This is a genomic window from Stieleria maiorica (assembly GCF_008035925.1).
In the GTDB taxonomy this organism is placed as follows: domain Bacteria; phylum Planctomycetota; class Planctomycetia; order Pirellulales; family Pirellulaceae; genus Stieleria; species Stieleria maiorica.
In genome coordinates, this window is record NZ_CP036264.1 from 3895674 (window position 1) to 3920487 (window position 24814).

The following is a 24814-nucleotide window of genomic DNA, read 5'->3' on the forward strand; positions in this document are numbered from 1 at the left end:
CGCCGATTGCGTTTTATATCTCGAGATGCCTCGCCGGCCGACCGACCGCTTCGCTGATCCATTGGAGACAACTGCGATGATAATTGTCCCATGACATGGTATGGGAGAAATCATACGCCTGCCTCGAGTACTGCATCCAAGACCGTTCAGTCCCAAGGATCTCCAGCATCGCTTTGCCGATCGCATCAATGTCTCGTTGAGGCGTAAGTAGCCCACTGACACCATTGTTGATCGCTTGCTCATGCCCGCAACCGGTCGAACCGATCGACGGCGTTCCCCAACTGTTGGCCTCAAGGTGAACCAGACCAAAACCTTCGAAATGGTCGTTTTCATTAATCGATGGCATGAGCAACAGTTTTGCCCGCATGTAGTATCCCCGAAGCGCATTGGCATCCACTTTGCCTACCAGCCGGACTGCGTCGACCAAGTCCAACTGGGTGACAATCGCTTCGATTTGAGAAACGTAGTCGGTCAATCGTGTGTCACCGATGACATGAAACTCGTATTGCGGGAAACGCTCGCGGACCCGATGAAACGCCTGGATGGACTCGACAATGGCCTTACGGGGTTTCAATTGGCCGACTGCGATCACGAGGTTTTGTCTCTGACCGATGGATCGCAGGTATTCTTCCTCCGAAATCATTTGATCACAACCCAGCGGCGCCACTCTCGATCGCTTGGCGAATTCATGGTTTGCCACGAGCGATAATTGCTGTTGCGTGTACTTGCTGTTGCAGAGAATCAGGTCGCATCGGTCAAACGATTTCAAATACAACTCGCGATTCGCACCACGCAAGGACTTGATCGCATACGTGCCGTGAGCAAAGCACACCAAACTCCTTCCGCGCTTGGCCAATTTCGCGGCAAGCGGCAGCAGATCCTCGGTCAGGCAAAAGATCAAAACGTCATCAGGCAACCCCAGTTTGCGACATTGCACCAAATCACACAGGATCCTCACGCCCCGCGTTCGCCCCCCCTCTTTCGAATGCAGTGTGGCAACGCGGACAACGGAAACCGTTCCGCAGTCGACATCGGCCGGGTCATCGGTCAACACCGTCACCTGGTGCCCGTCGCGCGTGAATCGACGGATCGTTTCGACCGCCACTTTCCCCCAACCGTTGGTCGGCGAAAGGTGTGATGTGATGAACAGCACGTTCATTCGCCTGAAGTCCTGACGAAGACGACCATTCCCATCGCGAACATGGATTTCCATAACGAATTCAGTAGCGGGATCCCCTCGTACAGATGGATTGTTGCATCGCGCCGCAAGCCCAATTGCCCCAACCACCACTTGAGATCTTTGTAAGTCCAAAATCGAAGGTGCTCATTGGGTTGCATCCGCCACTGCATCAGAAAACGGCCACTCAAGAGCCGCAGCCGGTACGGGAAATAGCCTGAATTGGGAATGCTAAAGAAGACTCCCTTTTTCGCCTTTCGCGTCAGACCAAGCAGGACCTTCTCAGAATACTGGAGGTGCTCGAGGATCTCGAACAGGACGATGTAGTCGGCATCCGGCAATGCCTCGACGCTTTCCAAATCATTCAAGTCCACGGTCCGTGTCTGCAAGCCTTGTTTTTCGAGGAACTTGAGCGCGTCCGCGGAGTAGTCCACCGCGGTGCAGTCCAGATTCTCAACCTCGCTGCGCAGGTAAAGCAGCACGCCACCGTCTCCGCAGCCGATATCGAGCAGACTCGAATCGGGCTCGATATAGTTTAAGATCCATGACGCACGCTCTTTCTGGAACGGCGTGATCGCCCCCAATCCCTCGGGACGCTTTTCCTTCCAGTATTCCTCGTACTGTTCGTCCAACCGCAAGTCGGGCATGGCGCTGAACAGGAAATAGGCCGACTTGAACGCATTACGCAGTTTGTTGAGCATCGATTTAGTGAACTAAGTTGTATTCGCCCCGGGCAGTATTGGCCCCGAGCAGACGCCGGGAAGGCCCGCTAGGCACAGTGCAAGAGACTTCGTTGACGCTGAAGGGCAACCAGCAAGTACAGGTATCCGCCGCCCCATGCAAATGCCAGGGCGGAGGAAATGGAATAAACACCGACAATGGGCTGGAACAGTAGCACGATCAGAAAATAACCGGTGGCGACAAACAGGACGCCCAGCAGCTGCGCTTTGAGCAATTTCAGGCTTAGCACCAACGGCTGGACCCAAAACAAGGCGATTTGGACAAACATCCCCGCCAGCAGAATCCGGAAGTGGTAAACCGCAGCCAACGAATCATTGCCGAAAAACGTCACGATCACCGGCTGACAGACGAGAAACGCCAGCAAGCAGGCTGCCGCGACCGTCGGAGACCACAGGCTCACGACGCGTTTCAGGAAGCTCCGCAACCTGTCATACCTCCCCTCCACCACCCACTCGCTGAAGTCTTGAAAAAAGTAGGGCGCCAACAACGAGGGCGCGATCTGGATCTTTTCAGCAAGTGATTTCGCAAGTTTGTAATGTCCCACATCGGTGGCGGTTCCGAAGTGGCCGATCAACAGCATGTCCGACCCGTTTTTGACAAGCCCCGACAACGTCGATGTGAAAAAACCCATCTTCAAGAAATACCAATAATCGGCGTAACGCGCGTCATGCCAAAAGCGGAATGGATTTGCAAACGCGCGCAACCCGTCGCGAATCAAAGTCGTTATTTCGGACGGTCTCGATTGGTATCGACGTATAAAGTGAACGATGAAGCCGAGTTGAAAAAGTCGACTGACCAATACGACGGCGATGTAGCTCCAGAGGGTTGAGATGTTGAGACCAAACAACACGCACAACCCGAACAACAACACGACCTTGCTGGATAACGACGCCGTGGCCATGTACCGAAAGGCACGTTGCTCCCGGATCAGCGACGTGTAGGTGTCTTGTGGAAACGCCATCAGATTGCCCACGCCCAGCAATAGGACCAGATCGTAGGTGACGTTCAATCGGGCGAAGTAGTCCTCGGCGAGGGATGCCGCGATCGCAACCATCGCAACCGACACGCAGCGTGTTGCCAAATCGATGGAAAGGCTGACTTTGACCAATGACGAAACGGCCAACTCGTGCTTTCGAAATTCGATCAAGCACCGTGTCAACGATTCGGTCGTTCGAAATGCGACCAGCGATGTCGAGACCGCAAACAGAGCTTCGAGGACGCCGACCGCTCCGTACCCTGCCGGAGAAAGCAGGCGGTAGGCGACAAACGTCGTGCAAAAACCGAGCGCGATCGAAAGGGTCTTCTCCGAAAACAAGACCCCCAGATCCTTCACGAATTTTCGTCTGTGAATCAATCTGAAGACTTGATTGCGAGAATGCGTTCCGACTTGGAATCTTCACCGATCACGGTCGCATTTCCGAAGAGGTCTCGAATCTGCTTGGCTTGATCATTCCCCTTACGCACGTCGATGATCAGGCGTCCCTCCGGCCGAAGTCGTTCAAATGCGGGTTGGAGGTAGGTCGAAACCGGATAGTGGTACCCCCACGAAATCAGCGAAAAGATCAGATCGAACACCTGGTCGCCGAACAGAATCTCATTCTCCGGCGTCGCCTCTTGTGTCGTGATTCGGCTCCGATCGACACCATTGAGCGTCAGGAACTTCTGTGCCAAATCGAGCGAATTATAGACGGCCCCACGTGACTCGAAATGATAAAACACTTTCTCTTCCATGCCCGTCTTGTCGAGCAGGAACAGGTCGCAACGGCCGTTGTAGTGATCAAACAGCAATGCATCGATCCCCGCGATCCCGCAGCCGATGTCTAGAATTGCGGACGGCTGTTGTGGTAGGTGGGGCTTCATCGACTCCAATTCACGGCACATGTCGGCGAAATAGCTGATCGCGATGTGATTCTTGAAAAGCCGCGATTCGAATTGGACGATCGATTCGAACGATGTCAGTTTCTTAGCGAGTCGATAGAACCTCTCGTATTGCGGGCTCTTTAGGTACTGCGTTCGTTGAAAAAGGATATACCTGTAAGCGTCGCGCGGGATGCTGAACTGGTTCATGAACTCGTGGGTCCGTGGTGTGGTCGCCGAAGGCCGTTCGGCTGAAACTCGATGTGTGGATTTGTGGACTGACGCTTGTCTACTTCGGATGTTCTTGTCCGGTGCCCGCGTCAGTTGCCAGACTGTCGGCGATCACTTTGAAGGGGTAGTGCTCCGGCAGTTCGGCGTACGAACTGGTCGCCAGTTCGAAGGCGTCCCGATCCAAGCCGGCTTCTATCAATCGCTGGATGATCCGACGCCGTTTCGGGATGTCGGTCGGGGTCAGTCGGACTGCGTGGTCAAAATGCGGAAGCGCCGCCGCGGCCTTGCCCTGAACCAACAGAATGCCCCCGGCAACTTCCTCACAGCGAGATCGCTCGTCGATCCTGGTGCAAGCTTCACAGTCCAGATGTTCGATTGCACGGTTCAGGAACGCCAGTGCCTGATCGCGAGACGAACGATCAGAGTTGGGATTGTCCAACAGGTAGCCTGCTACGAATCGTTGGCAGATGGCCAGATCGGCGATGTACCGGGATATGTCTCGATTCGGGTCGGCCATCGCATGTCCGAGGGCCTGCCTGGTCTTTCCGGGATCAATACTGGTGCAATGACGCCAAAGCTGTGCAGCCAAAGGCTCATCGCCTCCCGCACTGGCCAACTCGGCGAGCCGCGCCGAACGATCTGCAGAGTTTTTCTGCAGTTCGGCAAGCTGCACCAGCGCGTGTGCGCTGTGTGATCGATTTTGATGTGCAAAGTCCAGGCTGACTAAATTCTCGCGCGCAACGATTCCGAGCGGCAACCGCTGCAACGAGCGACGCGCCGACGCGACGGCGGACCTGTATTCGTCCGGCAACGTTTCCATTTCGCCTGAGACGCCATACCAACGCTTCCGGAGCTGATCAACTTTCGTTGACTGTAGTGCTTCATTGAGCTCATCCGCACTGGTCGGATTGATTGCTGCAACCAGCTTGAGGCGAGCAAGCGTTCGATTCAACCTTGTGACGAGATCCAGTAATTCCGGTGTGGGCTGGTCGATACGAGCCGACGCAATGGTTGACAGTTGCGCATTCAATGATTCTGCGCTACTGGGCTCGGCCGAAAGCTGTGAAGCGATCGACTGAAGCAAGTATTCGTCGACCGCATCGCGTCGCAGGCCCGGCAGGCAAAGTCCTACCGAAGTGGTCAAAACGCCTAACGTCAGACATGACAACACACGTCGTTTCACTCCAACAAATTCCACCGAAACCGGCGCCTTCGCTGACCCCGCTTGAACGGCGCTCGTTAGGGCTGCGGATTGGCTGCGCACAACCACGATGCCCAACAGCGTGGCAACGGAAACCAAATTGCCCGGTATGACCAATCCGAAGTCAAATGTTTCTGACCAGGCAATGCTACCAAGCATGTATGCGCAGGCGGCCAAAAGTCCGGAGTCAACTGGATCGGTTGAGTGCGATAAACGCAGGAGTGCTCGAATCAATATGCCGACCACGGCAGCCAAGAAAATCACGCCTGCAATGCCTTGCTCAACCAGCAGTTCTAACCACAAGTTGTCCGCATGGTGAAACCAGTCCTCCGCAACACCGGACTGATACGGCAAATACGCGTAGGAATACGTTGCGATGCCCGCCCCAGCGGGAAGGTAGTGAAGCGCGGCCCGGATTCCTTCAGGCCAGTGCTGAAAACGCGGGTCGTCGAGAAGGCGATGCTGATTTCCACGATCGAACTCCGCAAACTCGTCGATACTGGCCAAGCTTCCGGCGAATGGCGTGAGGATCAATGCAGCGAGTAACGCAACCCAGCATGTGACGACAATCGCGACCGGAATCGTCAGCCAACCATCGCGACGGTGGAACCACAGGTACGTGGACATGCCACCGACCAATACGGCGATCACCCCTGATCGGGAACCGCATAAAAGGACGCCTGCGACGCAGATCACCAGAGTGGCGGCCCCAAACCATGCGATCCGATCGGATGCCAAAAGCCCGAGCGAAGAATAATCGAGCGTCGAACGCATTGGCCCGTCCCCAGCTGTAATTGCTTTCAGCCGCGAGACCACCAACGCAAGACCACATGCGAATCCGATGTTCAATAGGAATGCAACATTGTTCCGATTGATATAGGTACCAAATCCAGCCTGGTACGGAGCACCGCCGGGAACGTTAAGATTGTTTGCCAACGCCCCCGTTATCCCGTAAGCGGCATGAAGTCCGATACCAGCCCCGAGCAGAATCAACAACCAAGTGACGTGAACTCGCTCGCGGCACACGACCGGTAGATAGCACAAAAACGCTAAGATGAGCGTGAATACCGCTGAAGCATGGCGCGAGTGATCCGGCGCAATTGAAATCGGAAACGACCGCGACACTCCTTCCTCGGGCAATATCGGTGCCAGCCAATCCGTGTAGGCTGAATAGGAGCCCGGACTGAGACGGTGCACGATCGACGCATCCAGTGGCACGCATTGCAACCAGCTATAGCCGACCCATAGAAGGACCGGCACGAACGGAACAAGCTGACGAATACCGGTCAGGTTTTCCCGGCTGGATGCCAGCAGTGTCACGGGCACACCCAAGCAGAAAATGGCCAGCGCCGCGACAAAGTGCGTCCAATGCAACACGCCGCCATAATCCATCGCTACCGCAGGCCCGGCGACTCCGATCGTCACCAGAACGGTCCAAAGACAGAGCTGCTTTAAGGCTTTCAAGTTCGGATAGTGAGAGTCACGCCGGTGTCTACCATCGCACCGACATGAAATGCATCACAGACGCTTCGAAAAGGATGACTCAAGCAGCCCTGACCCAGAAAAGCACTGCCGAATCAATCGCTGCTCCGATCCGGCATCAACCACGCGCGGCGCTGACAACTTCTTTTTGCGCCAGTTCCATATCGTGGTCGACCATCAGTTTGGCGAGTTCTTTGCAGCTGGTTTCCGGTTCCCAGCCGAGGGTGTTCTTCGCTTTGCTGTAGTCGCCCAACAGCAAGTCGACTTCGGTCGGGCGGAAATAGCGTGGGTCGGTTTCCACGTAATCGTTCCAGTCCAGCTCCAGGTGCTCGAACGTGTAATCGAGGAACTGTCGGATCGTGTACGTCTCGCCGGTTGCCAAAACGTAATCGTCGGGCGTGTCGTGCTGGAGCATCAGCCACATGCCACGCACATAGTCCTTGGCGTAGCCCCAGTCCCGCTTGGCGTCCAAGTTGCCAAGGTACAGTTTGTCTTGCAGCCCCAATTTGATCCGCGTCGCGGCTCGGGTGATCTTTCGGGTCACAAACGTTTCACCGCGTCGCGGCGATTCGTGGTTGAACAGGATCCCGTTGCAGGCGAACAGGTCATACGCGTTGCGGTAGTTGACGGTCTGGTGGAACGCGTAAACCTTGGCACAGGCGTAAGGGCTTTGCGGTTGAAACGGTGTCTTCTCGGTCTGTGGTGTTTCCAGCACGTCGCCGTACATCTCGCTGCTGGACGCCTGGTAAACGCGGACCGGCTTTTTCTTGTTCAGCTGGCGGGCCGCTTCCAGCACATTCAGGGCACCGACGGCGGTCGTTTGGACGGTGTAGACCGGAGCATCAAACGACACGCGGACGTGGGATTGAGCACCCAGGTTATAGATTTCGTCGGGCTCGATGTTCAAAACCAGGTTCGTCAGGTTCTGCCCGTCGGTCAGGTCGCCGTAGTGCAAGAACAAACGCGCATCTTCGTTGTGCGGATCGATGTAGATGTGTTCGATGCGGTCCGTGTTGAACGTGCTGCTGCGGCGGACGATGCCATGAACGTAGTAACCCTGATCCAGTAGCAGCTCGGCCAAATACGATCCGTCTTGACCGGTGATCCCGGTGATCAGGGCTGTCTTGGAAGCCTTCGCCGGACTGCCTGCTGCGTTGCTCATGATTCGCCTAGCCGCCTTCTTGATAGCAATGATATGAGGGTGTCGGATGCGTCGTCGCGCATCGCCGCCTGGATGCCGGGCGACTTAAACCGCCCTCAGCGCGCCGGAGTCGCTCGCTCGCAAAAAGTCTTCGTAGGTCTTTCTGACGCCGGTTTCCAGATCAATTCGCGGTTGCCAACCGGTTGATTTTATCAGATCGATATTGGTGCGTTTGACCGGGGTTCCGTCGGGCTTGGAAAGGTCCTGCAGAATTTTGCCGCGAAACCCGGTGATTTCCGCGATCAAACTGGCCAGGTCTCGAATCGAAATATCTGTTCCCGTGCCGACATTGACCAAGTTGGGCGGGTCCTCGAGGTTAACCAGATGGATCAACCCGCGGGCCAAATCATCGACGTGCAAAAATTCACGCCGGGGTGTTCCGGTGCCCCAGATCACGACTTCATCCAAACCGTCTCGGACCGCTTCGTGAAAGCGACGGATCATCGCCGGCATCACATGTGAGTTTTGGGGGTGGTAATTGTCACCCGGGCCATACAGATTGGTCGGCATGGCGGAATGAAAGGTGACGCCATACTGGGAGCGAAAGTGTTGGCAGAGCTTCAGGCCACTAATTTTCGCCAACGCGTAGGCTTCGTTAGTCGATTCCAGAGGGCCGGTCAGCAAGCAGTCTTCGGGCATCGGCTGGGGAGCCATCCGCGGATAAATGCACGTGCTGCCGAGAAACAAAAACCTTGCGGTGCCGAAACGGTGTGCCGATTGAATCGCGTTGGCGGCCATCATCAAATTGTCATAGATGAATTCGGCCGGATACGTGTCATTGGCGTGGATGCCTCCGACTTTGGCAGCGGCAAACACAACCACATCAGGGCGTTCGGATTCGAAGAACGACTCGACTTCGGATTGCCGAATCAAATCCAATTCGCTTCGATCACGCGTGATCAGATCGCCGTCATCGATTCCCAGTTCTTGCAGATGTCGAACGACCGCGGCGCCGACCATCCCGCGATGTCCGGCGACGTAGACGCGTCCGTTTGGAAGTCGCTGCGAAGTCATCAGAAGCCGATCCCGTGGTAGTCGAATCCCTTGGCCTTCAACTCAAGGTCTTTCAGTCGATTGCGCCCGTCGAAGATGAAGGCGGGCTTTTTCATCGTGTCGTGAACGGCGGTGAAATCGACATCCGCAAATTCGTCCCATTCGGTCAGCACCGCGATCGCGTGGGCATCGCTGGATGCCTCCTGGGCACTTGAGGCAAAGGTCACGTGTTTGTCGATCAGTTCGCGTTTGGCTTCGCTAATTTTGTTGTCGCCGTCGGTGAACACGCGCTCCAGATCGTTCAGGATTTGATGTTCGCTCACCTGCGGGTCGTAAATGCAAACACGAGCCTTTTCCAACAACAGGTCCCGGCAGACATAGATCGCTGCCGACTCGCGGGTGTCGTTGGTGTCTTTCTTGAACGCGAATCCCCAAATGGCGATTTTTTTGTCCGACACGGTGTTGAACATCGTCCGCACCATCCGGGTGACAAAGCGCTCCTTCTGGTAATCGTTCATTCGAACGACCTGTTCCCAGTAATCCGCCACTTCGGGAAGTCCAAAGTATTGGCACAGGTAAACCAGATTCAGGATGTCCTTTTGAAAACAACTGCCGCCGAAGCCGACCGATGCTTTGAGGAACTTTGGCCCGATCCTGGAATCGGTTCCGATCGCCGTCGCGACTTCATCCACATCCGCTCCGGTCGCTTCGCAGAGCGCGCTGATGGCATTGATGGACGAAACGCGTTGGGCGAGAAACGCATTGGCCGTCAGCTTGGAAAGCTCACTGCTCCACAGATTCGTGGTCAGCAAACGATCACGCGGGACCCAGTTGGCATAAACGTCGACCAGTGCTTCGATCGATTCGGGGCGTTCGCCGCCGATCAGGACTCGATCGGGCTGCAGCAAATCTTCGATGGCCGTCCCTTCGGCCAAGAATTCCGGGTTGCTCAAGACGTCGAAGGTGGCATCGTTGGCGGTGTTGGACAGGATCCGCTTAACGGCTTCAGCCGTGCGCACGGGCAGGGTCGATTTTTCGACAACGATTTTGTGCCCTTGGGAAACCTGGGCGATCCGTCGGGCACACTTCTCGACGAACTCCAAGTTTGCCGCGCGGCCGGCGCCCACGCCGAACGTTTTGGTCGGCGTGTTGACCGAGATAAAAACCATGTCCGCCGCACTGATCGCCTGATCGATCTCGGTGGTGAACGTCAGGTTCTTTCCGCGACTGCCGTGCACGATTTCGTCCAGCCCCGGTTCGTAGATCGGTAGCCGATCGGAATTCCACTGCGCGATCCGATCCGCGTTGATGTCCACGACTTTGACGTCAATGTGGGGGCACTTGTGTGCAATCATCGCCATCGTCGGACCGCCGACATAACCGGCACCGATGCAGCAGATCTTCGAAACGGGCGGTATCGTTGTTGTCATCGTTCTCTCATCGCAGGGGAAGAGTCCATGAGTTTTAAGAAGTCGGTGTCATTCAGACATCGCTGCCTTGTGGTTCGGGAGCGCTGCCCAGCGGTTCAAGTTGGCAGTCGTCCAGCTTGACGCTGACTCCTTGATCCATGAATCGAACCGAAACCAGCAGTCGAGTCTCTTGGTCGCGGCGGATCACCACGCCTTCAAATCCAGCAAACGATCCATTTTTGACGCGCACCGGCTGGCCGGGTTGCAACCGGCCTTCCACCGAAAGCGGAACACCGATGTCAACGAGGTCGCTGATTTGCGTCAAATCGTACAGCAGCGGCTCGACATCCGTGATCTCGGTCGCTTTTTGCACGCAACCGGTGCAGACCGATTGGTAGCGTTCGTCATCTCCGCCGCAAAGGAACACGTAGTTATTGAACAGCGGCACGTAGCTCGTGCGGATGCGTCCGGAGGGCGATCGACGCCGCTGTTCGATTTGCGGCCCGTAGTGCGGAATCTGCAATTGACGCAGCTGTCGCATCAATTGCTTTTCCTGACGCGATTTGGTGTACAGCAACCACCAGCTGGATTTCTTTGCTTGATCGGACGAGAGCAGTGCGTCTGGAAACCGATCGGGTTCTTTTGCAAGGATGGGCATTGGGATCGCGCTCGGTGACGTCGTGGACGGGTGGATTGAACGGACGAGTGCTGTAGTTTGAACGAGGCGGCGGCGATTGTTAAGTCAACGTTCGCCTCAATTGGCGCGGACTTCGTCCACGTGGGTGACACACGCCCCTTGTGAAGGGGTAACGCGCAATAACCCGACCTTTGCCGACCCAGCGATCTTTGCCGAACCGAAAGGAAAAGCTTACGTAACCGGCTCGCTTCGCCTATCGGCTACGGATTGTGTCGGCGTCTGGATCTGTTTTCAATCAGCATCCGCGAGCGTGAATCCATTCCGGCCCGCCTTTGGTGTGTAGCAAAACGCTTTTGATTGCTATTCCGATCATGCGGGAACGGCATCTGGTGAAGTTCTTCATCATCGTCGATGGCAACGCCCTGGCGATTGTCTCAAACCCACACGACTCGGAGAAGGACACACGCCGCGAAGCGCTGGCGACGGTCGAGGTCGTGAACGAAGGATTGCAAGCGTTTAATGGCGACCGGGCATCAGCGCGGCCGGCTCCGTTCCACGATCAGCGCTCGCATAACGGCGCGCCGACACGGCGCCGGTGACCTGGACCTCCGCGGGAGTCGCGTGCTGACGTTCCAGTTCCGCGATGATCATTTGGATTTGCGGTTCCAGGTCTGCAAGCCGCATACTCAGATCCGCTATGCGTTCGTGGATGTTTGGCGACGTCACCGAGGCGACGACATGCAGCATTCCGATATTGACCGAATTCTTGTTGGGCCCAACCGCGATCACGATCGGCCATTTGACCTGTACCTGGTTGTCGCGTTCGGGCATGCGGACGTCGGACCAGCTGGCGTGATACCCCTCGTGCAACCAGGACAAGTTGAGATCGATACTGATTTTGGCCAAATTGTGGATCTGGGCAAAGTCGACCAGGGGTTCCCAGATCAGGTTCCAGTCCCCGTTGCCTTGAAGGGGCAAGCAGCGGTGGTTCTTTTCCAGCGATGATTGTTGCGGAGTGATGAAAAACGATCGCGTCATGTGGGATGCTTTCATCATCACAAGCTGACATTCAGCGTGACCGAAGGAGCGTGTCACAACCAAGAAGGCGCCGGCGAGAAACATTCCCAGCAGTGCCAGCCAGGGCATCGAGTAGTACGCCGATGCGATCGCCAACACGGTGGTTAATGAGCACAGGGCGGCGACGATAAACAGCATCCCGAACTGCCCGTACTTTTTTTGCAGCAGGTGGTGCAGGTGGGCGCGGTCGGCCGCGTAAATGCTCCGCCCGGTCAGCCACCGGCGCGCGATCGCGGCAAGCGAGTCAAACAGCGGAACGGCAAGGATCGCAATCGGCGCCGATGCCAGCAGCGTGGATCCCTTGACGCTGCCCCAGACCGACAACACACCGACCAACAGGCCGATCACCATGCTGCCCGCGTCGCCCAGGAAGATGGTCGCGGGCGGTTTGTTGAAGAACAGGAATCCGATCAGGCTGCCTGCCAAGCAAAATGCGAAAATACACCCCAGCGGCGTCCCGTGCGTTAAACTGAGCACCGCCAAGCCGAGGCTGATGAAGCACCCCGCGGTTGTCGCCACGCCGTCGGCACCATCGATCAAATTGAGCGCGTTGACCGCGATCAGCAACCACAGCACGGTCACCGGAAAGGCCAGTGAGCCCAGGTGCACCTCGAACCCCAGCAGCCCGATCTTCTCGACCACCGTGCCGCTGCCCACCAGTGCGGAAATGATCAGGATTTGCAACAGCAACTTCTGGCGTCCACGCATCACCCAGGCGTCGTCAATCAGACCCACGACCAGAATGGCGGTCGCGGCAAACACCAGCCCGTACCACTGGGAAGTCACATAGCCGAGCGAAAAATCACCATAGCTGCGGTCGTACAAGATGGTGCAGACAAATCCGACCAGCAGCGACGCAAACACCGCGACGCCACCGCACAGGGCGATCGGCTCGCGATGAAGCTTGCGTTCCTCGTCAGGGGCATCCACCAATCCGACTCGACGAGCCAGGAAGCGGACCACCGGGACCAGCACCATTGCTGCGAGGACGGAGCAGAGCAGAGAAACCAGAGTCAACCAAATCATCGGTGTCGTATCACGCGGCATGTAAGTCGAAACATCGAAAGCTGAACATCGAAAGCTGACTGTCTGACCTCGTCCCCCCCTGGGGAAAACGTCTTCGTCATCACAGTTTACCCGACGATTACAGAAGCACTCAGTCTAAAACGCAACCCGTCTAGGAGAATGAGTTGAATCTTCATTTTGGGTTTTCTTTGCAACGATCGGAGGGAAAGCCCGCCCGAATATCCCCTTCCGGGAGGCCGGAATGTCACTAAAGGAACGGCCGACACAGGCGATAGAACCCCTACAGCTGGCGTTTCCGTCAGTTTTAGCTAAATCCTTTTGACCGTTACGGCGATAAACACCCCTAGGACGGAACGCCGAAACCGGTGGGCTGCCCGAAATGCATGACCCAACTTCGAATTCCGCCAGCAGCCAAGGGGGGCCAAATGGCGATTCGTTCAGTACGTGCGGCCAGCGCACCCGAACACCACCCGATTCCGTCGGGAAGCAATACCGAAACATCACCGCCGTCGCCGAGCGACCGCGGTCTACGGTCGCAACGTCATCGGGCCGCACGGGCCCGCTTGAAAACACGAGGCCGGCTGAGATCGATTGTCATCGCAGGCACCGCTGCCGTGATGCTGGCCAGCACCTCAGGGTGTTCGCTGGTCTCCAACGCCTACCGGCAGATCCGGAAAGCGGAATATTTGGACGACTTCATGCTCGCCCATCGCAATAAGGTCTTCGCCACGAAGGCTTGGCTGCGAGAAAAGCACTGCCACAAGAATCGTCCGCACCTGTCGGAATTTAAAGCCGGCTTCATTGAAGGCTACATCGACGTCGCGAACGGCTCGAACGGGTGTATCCCTTCGATCGCACCGAGCCAATACTGGGGGTGGAAATACCAGTCCCCAGGTGGCCAGGCGGCAATCGACGCCTGGTTCGCCGGGTATCCGCTAGGAGTCAAAGCGGCTGAGCAGGACGGTGTCGGTTTCTGGAGCCGAGCTCCGGTCATGGCACCGGCGTCGCAAACCGCCGGCACGACGGACCCGGCAGCAATGCCGACCGAGGCAGAGACGGTGCTGGGGCCCGATGGCAAGCCGATCCCGCCGGAGATCATCGTGCCCGGGTCGACTCGGATCATCGAGACGACCACGCCCATCGACTCGATGCACTTGGAACCGCTCGCACCCCCGGTCGCCGAACCGGCGATCGAGGGGGCGGCGATTGAGGGCGAAACCCTGAGCATTCCGGCAATCGGTGACGACGCGTCGTTGCAACCCGGTACGGCGATTCCGCACGGCGCGAACGAGTTTAGCGGTGCTATCGAGTCAGCCACGTTGGTGCCGCGCAAGTCGGCAGCGACCTACTCGCTGGAAGACCTCAGCAGTGCGACCCGTTCGCTCGGCGATGACGCGGTCGAAGGGATCTTCGGTTCGATCGAGATGCCGGCCACCCAAGTCGACGCCGGTTCACAGGCGAACGCTTCACATGCCTCCTCGGGGTTCGTGATCGAAGGTGACGCGGTCGCCGAGACCGCAAGTACCGAATCTGACCCGATTCCTTTCAAGTTCGAATAGCAGCAGCCAGTGGTCGCTTCAATCCACGCTGAAAACCTACAGTGACGAGTGCAGGGATGAATAACAGTTTTGCTAACTTGGGCCCCGACCAGCCATGCCGCGCCCGGCAACAGGTCGGTGATCGCCACGTCGGCCGCAACGGCTTGCTCGCAGCCCTCGGCTCTGGCCTTCGCTGCATCGGCGCCAAGGCGGCCGCGGCGACGCTGCTGGCGGGTTCGTTGACGGGATGCTCCGCGCTCACGCAACCGATCGAGGGCGTGCCCGCGGATCGACTCCCGCCGCAGTACTTCGCCGAACCGAAGAATGACCTGGTTCCGGTGGACATCTCCGAACTGGCCCTCGAACCGCCGCGTGAATACCTGATCGGCCCCGACGATATCCTGGGCGTTTACATCGAAGGCGTGCTGCCGTTCAATCCGCCCAACGCCCCGCCGGAACCGCCGCCGGTCAACTTCCCCGACGCCGAAAGTACGCTGCCGCCATCGATCGGGTATCCGATTGCGGTGCAGGAAGATGGGACTTTGGCGCTGCCGTTGATCGAACCGCTGAACGTCGACGGATTGACGCTCGACCAAGTCCGCGACGCGATCCGCGATGCATACATCGACAACGACATCCTTCGACCAGAGAAAGCCCGCCCGATCGTGACCATCATCCAGGAGCGAACGATCGATGTGATCGTCGTTCGCGAAGACGGTGGAAGCGGAGGCGGGTTGACCAACCAAAGTGTCGGAGCCCAATTCGTCTTGGGCGGCAGCAACCGCAGCGCGACCGGTGGGCTTGTCAAACTGCGGGCGTATCAGAATGACATCCTGCACGCATTGGTTGAAACGGGCGGTCTGCCCGGCGTCGATGCGAAAAATCAAGTCAAGGTGCTTCGCGCCAGTAAAGAAAACAAAGTAGCGCGAGAAGCGTTTTTGAAAAAGTTTCGTGCCCAGCGTCAGGCTGCGATGCTTGATCCCTGTGCCTGCCTGCCGAAGCTGCCAGAGGATCCGAACATCTTGAAGATTCCGTTGCGGCTTCCGCCAGGTGAATCGGCCAACCTGACCCAAGAGCAGATCACGTTGAAAGATGGAGACATCGTCTACATCGAATCACGAGCAACGGAGATCTTTTATACCGGTGGATTGTTGCCGGGAGGGCAGTTCCCAATGCCGCGTGACTACGACCTCGACGTGCTCGGTGCGATGGCGTTGGCCGGACAAGGTGTCTATGGCTCCGCCGGTCGGGGAGGCGGAGGAATCGGCGGCATCGGTTCACAGATCGCGACGATTCCGCCCGGACGTCTGTTTATCCTCCGCAAAACAGATTGCAACGGCCAGGTGGCGATCGAAATCGACTTGACCAAGGCGATCAACGATCCGAGATCACGACCGCTGATCCAAGCCGGTGACACGCTGATCCTGCAATACAAGCCGGAAGAAGAACTGCTGAACTTCGGACTGGGAACCTTCTTCACCTACGGAATCCAGGAACTGTTGCGGAACAACAACTAACCCTTCGCAACGTCCTGCCAACCAGCGACCTGCCAAGCAACGATCGCCGTGAAAGGAAACTTTCGCGGCGATTTTTTTGCGCTCCCTATGGGATCAGGTTTCTCGTATCCCGTCTCGCGTCCATCTCCGGCGCAGTAGTAGTGGACGACGCGAGGAGTCCTGGCTCCGGGGCGGTTGTAGTGGACGACGCGAGGAGTCCCGGCTAGTCGCAATCCGAATGGACTCGTCGCTTCGTCCTCTGCCCGAAAACGAAGCTCTGATTGGTCGAAACGTGACGCTGCTCCGTTAGTGAGCGACTTCGTCCCACTTCAAGACGCGAATCGACCCGCTGGGCTCCATGAACTCATACGCCCCCATCTCATAACCTTGAAAACTGGGGCGGGGGTTTCCGTCCAGGTCGATCGACACCAGGCCCGACAGGTCCGCGCCTGAATTGATCGCAGGGGATCCCATCGCCAAGTGGAAATCGCCCCCGCCAGGATCGACAAACAGCGGCGGGTCGTTGACTTCACCGATGCCAGGGCCGCTATTGGTGTACGGCCGACGCGACGCATGAACCAGGTTGTACTGATGGTCGAACACGCCATCTGGGTTCGCGTTATAAAGTCCATAGGACGCGGCGTCAAAAATGGAGTTCCTGACCGTCGTGTCGCCAGAATAGCGGATCAAACCAAAGAACTTTGCCGCTGCGACGGTCGTCTGCACGATCGAATACGTTGCGTCGGTACCACGCAGGTGAATGCCATAATCGGTTCCGGCGATCACGCAATTGGTGACTGAGCCTTGCATCGATTGAAGCGCTATCCCGTAGCGACCAGCCAGAATCGACGATTGGGCGATGTCACAGCGGTCACCCCTGGCGAGGATCCCCCAGCTTCCGGTCAGCCGAGTGAATGTGCATCGATGGATCGTTCCCGATCCGCTGGCTTGGTAAACGCCCGTGCTGGACAGGTCGGCGAAATGCACGTTGTCGGAAATCACTTCCGCATCACGGAATACCAGTCCTTGCCGACCGTTGCGAATGCTGCAATCACGTATTTGGACGGTGGATCGATTGGCCGGGTCGCCGCGGACGTAAACGCCACACCGGGTCGCCCCCGTCACGCTTGACTGGCCGATCCGAATCGGCGAATCGTTTGTGCCGACGCTGCGCAGGTAGACCCCGTAGGCAGCGTCGTTGAATTTGGATTTCGTGATCTCACATTCGCCGTCCAGGTAACCCAGCACGCCATATTTGGTGGCTGCCACGTTACACAGGTCGATCGACAAACTCCCGCGACTGCAATACGCGCCGATGTCGTTGCCGACCAAGTCGATCCCCGACAGCGTCAATTCGTCCCGTTGGCACAGCACGCCGTATTGGTTTCCGGTCACCTGGACGTTCATCGCAGGGGTCAATGTCAATGGTCGATTGTTGACGCGAATGCCGTAGCGGTTGTGATTGAGCTGAAGGTTGCCGGCCGACGCAGGTGTGATCGTTGTCCCCGTCATCAGCAATCCGTATCCGGCGTTGCCCGAGAAATCGCAATCACGCAATCCCGGGATCGCGTTCTGGTTGCTGTAAATGTACGCCCCGTGACCGTTACCGCGTGAAGAACTCTTGCCAATCCGCACGTTCGTGCAATCGTTGATCCTGATTCCATAAGACGCGCATCCGGTGACGACCAGATTGCTGATGTCGACCATCTTGGAACGATAGGCATAAAAACCCGTTGTCTTGCCCTTGGCCGTCGAGTCGACAATCGAACATTCGCCGTAGTAGTCGATGATCGGGTATTGGCAGGTCTCGCTGGTGGTGACGTCTCGGATCGACCATGTCACAGCGTTTGCCATCACACCGCGTGGCGCACCACGAAACGTGTTGTTGTCGGCAGCCGTGTAGGTCCAAGTCCCGTTGCGCAAGTACAACGCCGCCGCCGTGTGGTTCTCCGAAATCAGATCTCTTAACAACGGAGGATTGTCCGACGTATTGTGGATCGTGATTCCATACCTGGAATTGGTGAAATTGCATCGCTGGACATCAATCTGGTCGGAGCGGGCGTACAGTCCGTACGTGCACGACTTGGGATCGGCTGGGTTTCCGTCGAAAGTGCTGTCAGAAATCCGGACCGATTTGCTGTCCGACAGGTACGCCCCCATCGAAGCGCCGCCGAAGACACAGTTGTCGACCGATACACGGGTTCGATAGCTGACCAATCCGCGCGCGTTGCCGCTCAAATCTCGATCGGACACGATCAAATCAGCGTCCTCGCCCTTGGCATGATTGGTGTAGATGGCGACGTCATTGTCGATAAAATCCACGCGGTCCTTCTTCGCGAGCGTCAGCCGCTTATTCCCCGAACGCTGGTACAAGGCGTACTTGTTCCCAAGCAACGTGACCTTGCGGAAATCGTAATCACCCTGGTGCGCGGTGATTCCGACTCGCATGGATTCGACGACCAAATCAGAAAGGGTCGCCGACTTGCCCGTCGTATCACCGAGTGTCACGCCGTAATGCCCGTCTTTGACTGTGCAACGACTCATCGAGAGCGATTCGCCGTCACAGCGGACGGCATGCGATGTGGTTTCCAGGAAATTGCATCGGGTGATCGCGGCCTGCTTTAGCGCCGTGCCATAGACACCGACCGTGCTGCGACTGAAATCACAACGCGAAACCGACAACGCCGCGCGGGCCGCGTAGACCCCTCGTGTGCTTGTGGCCGGGTCGTTCGGATCGACGCGGTCGGTGAAACGACAACGCGTGACCGAAACACCATTTCCGTCATACCCGATGCATCCGTATTGCGTCGCGGCGAACTGACAATTGATCACATTGGTCGATTGGATCCCCGAAGTGTAAATGCCGTATCTCACTCGCCGAAAGCTGCATCCGCTGGCGAACAGCCGGTGCGTCCCCAAATCGCGGAGGGCATATGTCAATCGATGAAAGTTGCAATTCAAGTAGTAGGCGTTGCCCGCGGTGTTGGTGACCAGACAGCCATAATTACGGTCATCGATCGCGGGGTTGCCTTCGAATGCGAAACCGAAGAACAAGATGTTCCCGGTGTTGAACACGCGGATCGTCCAGGTCTTCGCCGCAGGCCGGACGACGACGTCGCCTTTATCTCCCGTGTAGACCCCGGTTCGATCCGCGTACAACACCATCCAACCCGCTGCGTTTGAACCGCTGCCCTTGATCACGACGTTTTCGTCATAGGTTCCCGCGCCGACGAACAGGACGTCCCCCTGTCCCGCAATTGAGGTTGCCTTGGCGAGAGTGCGAAAGGCTTGGTTGCGATCCGTTCCGGGGTTGCTATCGTTGCCGGTTTTGCGCACGTAGTAGTTGGTCGCGCAAGCCGTTGTGGTCAAGACAGTTGTGGTCCAGACAAATGCAACGAGCACCATTACAACGATGCGGCGGCAATTCTTCAGGCGGTGCGTCACGGCAGCAGACCGGTGGGATGGTGTCAATGAGGATCGCCGGGCCCGGGCGATGCCCTAAGGCAGGTCCGGCAAACCCTCCAGTTCGGGCAACTCTGGCATCTCGGGCAACGGCAGGTCCTCCGGAAGCGCAATTTCCAATTCCTCGGAGATGGAATTCAGCCCCAGATCGGGATCGGGAGGCGTTTCGAATCCTGGATCCTGCCATGCGAAGTCGTCGCGAATTTCCCGTGGACGTGAGATCGGACCCGGACTCGGGGTTCGGCGTCGGATCCGTCTCGGCGTCGGCCCCTCGACCGCCGGATTTTCGATCGGCTGGTTCATCATCGCCAACGTCAATCGTTCGCCCAGATACCCGATCTCCGCAGTCCTGTCACGACAGTTGATTGAAACCATCGAGATGCCATCGAATTCCTCTCCGGCTTGAAGCGGCACCAGTTTTCCGCCGACACGCAACAGCGCCAACGTTGATGAAGTATTGTCCGGATCGGTCGTCACAAATCCGATCAGCCGAATGATGGCCTGCTCGGTTTCCTCGTCCGGCGTTTCCACCTCGATTTTGACCGCCTTGGCTTTCGGGGGCGAAAAGAAGTCGACGTTTTCCAGGATCGGTGGCAGCGCAAGTTCCTCGATCGCACCCTCCGCCGTCGGATCGGTTTCGGCCGACGGCTCCGCACGCGGTAGCACCGCATTCGGATCGCTCGGAAGCGAATTGTTGCTGACCTGCGTCACCGACAATGCCGGCGCTGCGCCGGATTCGGAGTCATTCGATGCCAAATCCGCATCACGATTCAGTTCCACGTGCGGCTGGTCATTCGACTCTCCAGACCCCGTGCAACCGGCGCAACAAATTGAAGCGACCAGCGCCACGGAAATGACGCGTCGAAATGTGTTGAATGGTACGGAGCAGTTGGTTTTGGTCACGATTGGTCGCGCTGTGGATCGATTCTGGAAATCCTCTCTGTCGCACTCTGTGACATGCGCTGAACGCGCGGATGTCTCGGGCGGCGAATTGGCGGTTTTCCCTCGGGTTGAGGGCGATCTGCGGTGGGTTCTATGCGATCTTTGCCAACTGTCACGTCTTTGGTTGACGGTAGGTTTCGGCAACCTAGCGTTTGGACACGGCAACAGACCCCAGTTTTGTCCATTCCAGTGTTGCCAATCCCGGCGCCCGCAACCGCGTTCAATGAATTCCGAAGCCAAGAAGATCCTGGTCTACATCGCTCATCCGACCGTGTTGGAAGTGACGGTGTTTCGTCTCGAGTTGCTCGGGATGCGGACCACGGGCGTAAGCAGCAGCGACGAGATGTCCGAGGCTCTGACCGCCGGTTTGCCGGATGCCGTGCTGGTCGACCTGGACCTTGAAATGGGCGAAGGGATTCGTTGGGTCGAAAAGATCGCCTCGGACGAGTGCACCAGTCATATTCCGATCATGTGTATCTCCAGCCGCGGAGATTTGGTCGAAGTCGAAAACGCATACAAAGCCGGCGCAAAAAGCTTTGTGATTTCGCCCTACGACCCGGTCGTCCTGGAAACCAAACTCGTTGCATTATTGAATCATGACTCCGAGCCCGTCGGCTCTCACCGAGAACCTTAGGGTAGCGACGATGAGCAGCGTAAAGATCCGCCGCATCGGTGACATTCTCTTGGAACACGGTGTCATCACCGAGCAACAGCTGCAAACCGCACTGGTCGACCAGCGTCAAACACGGCTGCAACTGGGCGTCTTTTTGTTGCGGCGTGGCTTGGTGACGCGAGAGCAACTGGGCAAAGCACTCGCCGAACAATACGAATTGCCATTTTGCGATTTCGAAGAACACGACACGCACGGGCAACTGGTCCGGCTGCTTCCAGAATCATTCGCGCGACGACGCAAGGTGGCTCCGGTCCAGCTTCAAAACAAGGTGTTGCGATTGGGGATGATCAATCCCAGCGACATGGAGGCGATCAGCGAAATCGAACTGATGACCGGCTATCAGGTCGAACCGGCAATCTGTTTGGAAGAGGACATCGACCGCATGCTCGAATCGGCCTTCGATGACCGAATCAAAGCCAAGCAAACCGCCGTCGATATCCGCATCCAAGAACTCAACGAGCGGGTCTCGGAAATCGTCGATGGCGATGAAAACCTGGAAGACAGTGACGCCCCGGTCGTACGATTGCTCGACGCGATTCTGATGGGGGCCGTCCGTGCCGAGGCCAGTGACATCCATCTCGAACCCGACGCGCCGCAGATGCGGGTTCGCTATCGGATCGATGGACAATTGCACCAGATCATGACCGTGCCGGGAGATTCGGAGGACGCATTGGTCGGCCGCGTGAAGGTGTTGGCCGATTTGGACACCGCTGAAAAGCGACGCCCCCAAGACGGAAACCTGACGATCCAGGACGGGGAGACACGAGCCAGTTTTCGCGTCAGCTGCATCCCCTGTGTTCGCGGCGAAAAAGTCGTCATGCGGGTGCTCGATGAATCCAGCAAGACCTTTGATTTTTCATTGCTGGGAATGCAGGAGCGCCAACTGGAATCCGTCAAACAACTGCTCGATCGCCCCCACGGCATGATCGTGATGACCGGCCCGACGGGATCCGGGAAAACAACGACGATGTACTCGATGTTGTGCAGCATGGACTCGGCATCAAAAAACATCTCAACGATCGAAGACCCCGTCGAATTTCGCTTGCCGGGAATTAACCAGGTCCACGCCAACAACGAATTCGGAATGGGATTCGCCAACGGACTGAAGTACCTGATGCGCCAAGACCCCGACGTGATCCTGGTCGGCGAAATCCGCGATCACGAGACGGCCGCGACGGCGGTTCAAGCCGCCCTCACCGGACACCTGCTGATCAGCACACTGCACACCAACGACGCCGTCGGGACCGTTGCCAGATTGGGCGATCTGGGACTGGACAATTTCAAAATCGCCGGTGCGCTGGTCGCCTCCATCGCACAACGTCTCTTGCGTCGGCTTTGCCAGCACTGCAAACGCAAGTGCGAACTGAACCGGCGTTTGGTGGAACTGATCTATCAGGGTCGCGAGATCCCCGCCGATCTCGACCTTAGCGGGGCATTCTATGAAGCGGTCGGCTGCGAACAATGCGGCGGCACCGGGTATGCCGGCCGGGTCCCGATTTTCGAAATCATGGTCGTGACGCCGCAATTGGAACACGCCATCGAATCCGGAATGCCCGGCAGCACGCTGCGCAACATCGCCTGCAGCGAAGGCATGGTGGACCTGGCCACGATGGGATTGGATCAAGCCAGGCAAGGCGTCACGTCCATCGAAGAAGTCTACTTTAAACTCTCGGGCTAACGACCATGAGTACCGCATCGAGCCAGGGCGGTGCACGTGCCGTCACGGGAAACGAACACGCCGAACCGCCGAACCTGTTCAAGACATTGCACGAGATCAAGTTCGGCAATGATCCTCAGCGGCGATTCAAGCGAAAGGACTTGATCCTGTTCCTCAGGAACTTGACGACGCTTGTGCAAAACGGAGTGTCGTTGACGCATGCGTTGGAAACCGTCGCACGAGACCGGTCGCTGAAGAAGTACCACCACATTTTGTCCTCGATCTCTCGGGCACTCAAAGGCGGGGAATCGCTCTCGACGGCGATGAAAACATTCCCCAGTGCCTTCAACACCACCTTGATCAGTCAGGTCGAAGTCGGTGAACGTTCCGGGGCACTCGATCAAGCGCTGGTGCGAGTGACCGAACAGCTCGAACGTTCCTCGGGCCATCGCAAGATGATCCTCAAAAAGCTGGCCTACCCGGCGATCCTGGTCGTCGCTGGAACGGGAAGTGTCACGTTCATGCTGTTGTACGTGATCCCGACCTTTCAACAAATGTACGAAGACGCCGGCGCGACGCTGCCCGCGATCACCCAACTGCTGATCGATTCCAGTGTGATGATTCAGAACTACGGCTTTCATTTGCTGGGTTTGATCATCGTGCTTGCCGTGGCGGTGATCGCGCTGTTCCGAAATGTTCAATCAAGACGATGGATCGACCGCAATCTGATCCGCATCCCCGTCATCGGCGACTGGTTTCGCAATCTTGCGATTTTGCAGTTTGCCGACGTCTTGGGAAATCTGATGGAAAGCGGATTCACGTTGGCCGAAGCCTTGCCACCGGCCGGCCGCGCGATCGGCAACCGCTACGTCCGGGAAAAGATCCTCGGGTTGTACACGGCGATCCGCCGCGGCGAACGGTTCAGCCAGTCACTGCAGCGCGAAGGCGACTTGTTCCCTGCCGTGGTGAACCAATTGGTGATTGTCGGTGAACGGACAGGGCGTTTGGTCCCGGTTACACACCAGATCCGAAAGCACCTCCGTCGTGACGTCGAAGACAGCACCGATGCATTGGTCGGAGCGATCGAACCGATCCTGACCATTGTATTGGCCGTCGCCGTCGGCGGGATCCTGCTGGCCGTCTATCTGCCCATGTTCGATTTGATCGGAAAGGTGAATCATTGAACACAACGCCCCACCGGAACAGCCCGCGACGCAGGGGCCTTTCGTTGCTGGAACTGCTGGCCGCACTAGCCATCATGGGCGTGATCGCGGTGGCGATCGTGCCGCGCATCAGTGGCGGCGCACGCGAGGCCAGTGACAGCAGTTGCCAATTGCGAAAAGCCGTTATCGAAGTTCAAGTGTCTTTGTGGCGTCGGGAAGTGGGACGTTGGCCGGCACGCGATCTTTCGGACATCGGGGCCAACGTCCGCTACTTCCCCGACGGTCTTCCCCGTTGCCCCGTTGACGGAACTCGATACGAGATCGATCAGTCCACCGGGAGGGTAAACGGGCATCATCACTAGGCCAAAGGAGGGACTTTCTCGATCGCCTTGACCTATTTTTCAGCACCGATCGTTCCGCCCATCGGCCGGAATGTTTCGCCCCCGTAATTGATCCTGGCGGATCGATTCGACGTTTGGGCACTCCAATCGACTTTCCATTTGGGCATACCATGCAACGCACCACAAACGCCAAACGAGCCGGTTTTTCACTGCTGGAGCTGCTGGCCGTCGTCACCATCCTCGCCGTGATCGCCGCTGTCGTCGTTCCGCGAATCTCCAGTTCGAAACTGGCCGCACAACAAGAAGTCAACAAACAGAACATCGCCGAAATCAACGCCGCGGTCGAACGCTGGTACTTCGAAAAAGGAAGTTACCCGCAACTGAACCTGTCCGACATCGCGGCCGACGTTCAGTATTTTCCGGAAGGAATCCCGCTGAACCCGGTCGACAACTCGGCCTACCAACTCGATGCAACCACGCACCGCGTGATCAAATAGCGCTTCGAGCCCC

19 protein-coding genes are annotated in these 24814 nt (G+C 57.3%); 7 read left to right on the forward strand and 12 right to left on the reverse strand.

Going from position 1 to position 24814, the window contains the following annotated elements:
• Nucleotides 1-13 precede the first annotated feature (13 nt).
• From Mal15_RS13360 to Mal15_RS13405, 10 genes are all read right to left on the reverse strand, one after another.
• Nucleotides 14-1159 (reverse strand): glycosyltransferase family 4 protein, encoded by a 1146-nt coding sequence (locus Mal15_RS13360; protein ID WP_167546787.1) that lies wholly within the window; start codon nt 1157-1159, stop codon nt 14-16.
• A complete protein-coding gene (locus Mal15_RS13365; protein WP_147868226.1) occupies nt 1156-1878 on the reverse strand; it encodes a class I SAM-dependent methyltransferase in 723 nt (240 codons plus the stop codon). Before Mal15_RS13365 ends, Mal15_RS13360 begins: the two co-directional genes overlap by 4 nt.
• A 68-nt stretch (nt 1879-1946) precedes the next feature.
• Entirely contained in the window at nt 1947-3251 is a 1305-nt protein-coding gene (locus Mal15_RS13370) for a lipopolysaccharide biosynthesis protein (RefSeq protein ID WP_167546788.1), read from the reverse strand.
• Between the two features lie 17 nt (nt 3252-3268).
• Entirely contained in the window at nt 3269-3985 is a 717-nt protein-coding gene (locus tag Mal15_RS13375; protein WP_147868228.1) for a class I SAM-dependent methyltransferase, read from the reverse strand.
• Between the two features lie 79 nt (nt 3986-4064).
• Entirely contained in the window at nt 4065-6671 is a 2607-nt protein-coding gene (locus tag Mal15_RS13380) for an O-antigen ligase family protein (RefSeq protein WP_147868229.1), read from the reverse strand.
• Between the two features lie 136 nt (nt 6672-6807).
• Nucleotides 6808-7851 (reverse strand): GDP-mannose 4,6-dehydratase, encoded by a 1044-nt coding sequence (gene gmd / locus Mal15_RS13385; protein WP_147868230.1) that lies wholly within the window; start codon nt 7849-7851, stop codon nt 6808-6810.
• An 84-nt stretch (nt 7852-7935) separates the two neighbouring features.
• Complete coding sequence (locus Mal15_RS13390; RefSeq protein ID WP_147868231.1) at nt 7936-8904, reverse strand: GDP-L-fucose synthase family protein; 969 nt, start codon at nt 8902-8904, stop codon at nt 7936-7938.
• Nucleotides 8904-10313, reverse strand: coding sequence for a UDP-glucose 6-dehydrogenase (locus Mal15_RS13395; RefSeq protein ID WP_147868232.1), 1410 nt, complete (start codon nt 10311-10313; stop codon nt 8904-8906). The genes Mal15_RS13390 and Mal15_RS13395 overlap by 1 nt, the downstream gene beginning before the upstream one ends.
• A 52-nt stretch (nt 10314-10365) precedes the next feature.
• Nucleotides 10366-10950 carry a transcription termination/antitermination protein NusG gene (nusG, locus tag Mal15_RS13400; protein ID WP_147868233.1) on the reverse strand — a complete coding sequence of 195 codons (585 nt, stop codon included), beginning with the start codon at nt 10948-10950 and terminating at the stop codon, nt 10366-10368.
• A 495-nt stretch (nt 10951-11445) separates the two neighbouring features.
• The gene (locus tag Mal15_RS13405; RefSeq protein WP_167546789.1) at nt 11446-13032 is read right to left on the reverse strand and encodes an MraY family glycosyltransferase; all 1587 of its coding nucleotides are present in this window, start codon (nt 13030-13032) and stop codon (nt 11446-11448) included.
• Between the two features lie 425 nt (nt 13033-13457).
• Between Mal15_RS13405 and Mal15_RS13410 the strand changes: the two genes are divergently transcribed.
• Together Mal15_RS13410 and Mal15_RS13415 are read left to right on the forward strand one after the other, a co-directional pair.
• Complete coding sequence (locus tag Mal15_RS13410; RefSeq protein WP_147868235.1) at nt 13458-14591, forward strand: hypothetical protein; 1134 nt, start codon at nt 13458-13460, stop codon at nt 14589-14591.
• A gap of 56 nt (nt 14592-14647) precedes the next feature.
• On the forward strand, nt 14648-16087 hold the full coding sequence (locus Mal15_RS13415; RefSeq protein WP_147868236.1) for a polysaccharide biosynthesis/export family protein: 1440 nt from the start codon (nt 14648-14650) through the stop codon (nt 16085-16087).
• Between the two features lie 285 nt (nt 16088-16372).
• Here the strand turns inward: Mal15_RS13415 and Mal15_RS13420 are convergent, their stop codons facing one another.
• The gene (locus Mal15_RS13420) at nt 16373-19435 is read right to left on the reverse strand and encodes a right-handed parallel beta-helix repeat-containing protein (RefSeq protein ID WP_167546790.1); all 3063 of its coding nucleotides are present in this window, start codon (nt 19433-19435) and stop codon (nt 16373-16375) included.
• 129 nt (nt 19436-19564) lie between these two features.
• Complete coding sequence (locus Mal15_RS13425) at nt 19565-20308, reverse strand: hypothetical protein (RefSeq protein ID WP_167546791.1); 744 nt, start codon at nt 20306-20308, stop codon at nt 19565-19567.
• A 385-nt stretch (nt 20309-20693) separates the two neighbouring features.
• Here Mal15_RS13425 and Mal15_RS34065 point away from each other — a divergent pair, with 385 nt between their 5' ends.
• The 5 genes from Mal15_RS34065 to Mal15_RS13450 all read left to right on the forward strand — a co-directional run bounded on the left by Mal15_RS34065 (nt 20694) and on the right by Mal15_RS13450 (nt 24801).
• Nucleotides 20694-21104, forward strand: coding sequence for a response regulator (locus Mal15_RS34065; RefSeq protein ID WP_167546792.1), 411 nt, complete (start codon nt 20694-20696; stop codon nt 21102-21104).
• Nucleotides 21105-21114: 10 nt separating this feature from the next.
• Entirely contained in the window at nt 21115-22821 is a 1707-nt protein-coding gene (locus tag Mal15_RS13435; protein ID WP_167546793.1) for a GspE/PulE family protein, read from the forward strand.
• Between the two features lie 5 nt (nt 22822-22826).
• Nucleotides 22827-23984: a type II secretion system F family protein gene (locus tag Mal15_RS13440; RefSeq protein ID WP_147868241.1), complete on the forward strand. Its 1158-nt coding sequence runs from the start codon at nt 22827-22829 to the stop codon at nt 23982-23984.
• Nucleotides 23981-24325, forward strand: coding sequence for a prepilin-type N-terminal cleavage/methylation domain-containing protein (locus Mal15_RS13445; protein ID WP_167546794.1), 345 nt, complete (start codon nt 23981-23983; stop codon nt 24323-24325). The genes Mal15_RS13440 and Mal15_RS13445 overlap by 4 nt, the downstream gene beginning before the upstream one ends.
• 149 nt (nt 24326-24474) lie before the next feature.
• A complete protein-coding gene (locus Mal15_RS13450; protein WP_147868243.1) occupies nt 24475-24801 on the forward strand; it encodes a type II secretion system protein in 327 nt (108 codons plus the stop codon).
• Nucleotides 24802-24814 lie beyond the last annotated feature (13 nt).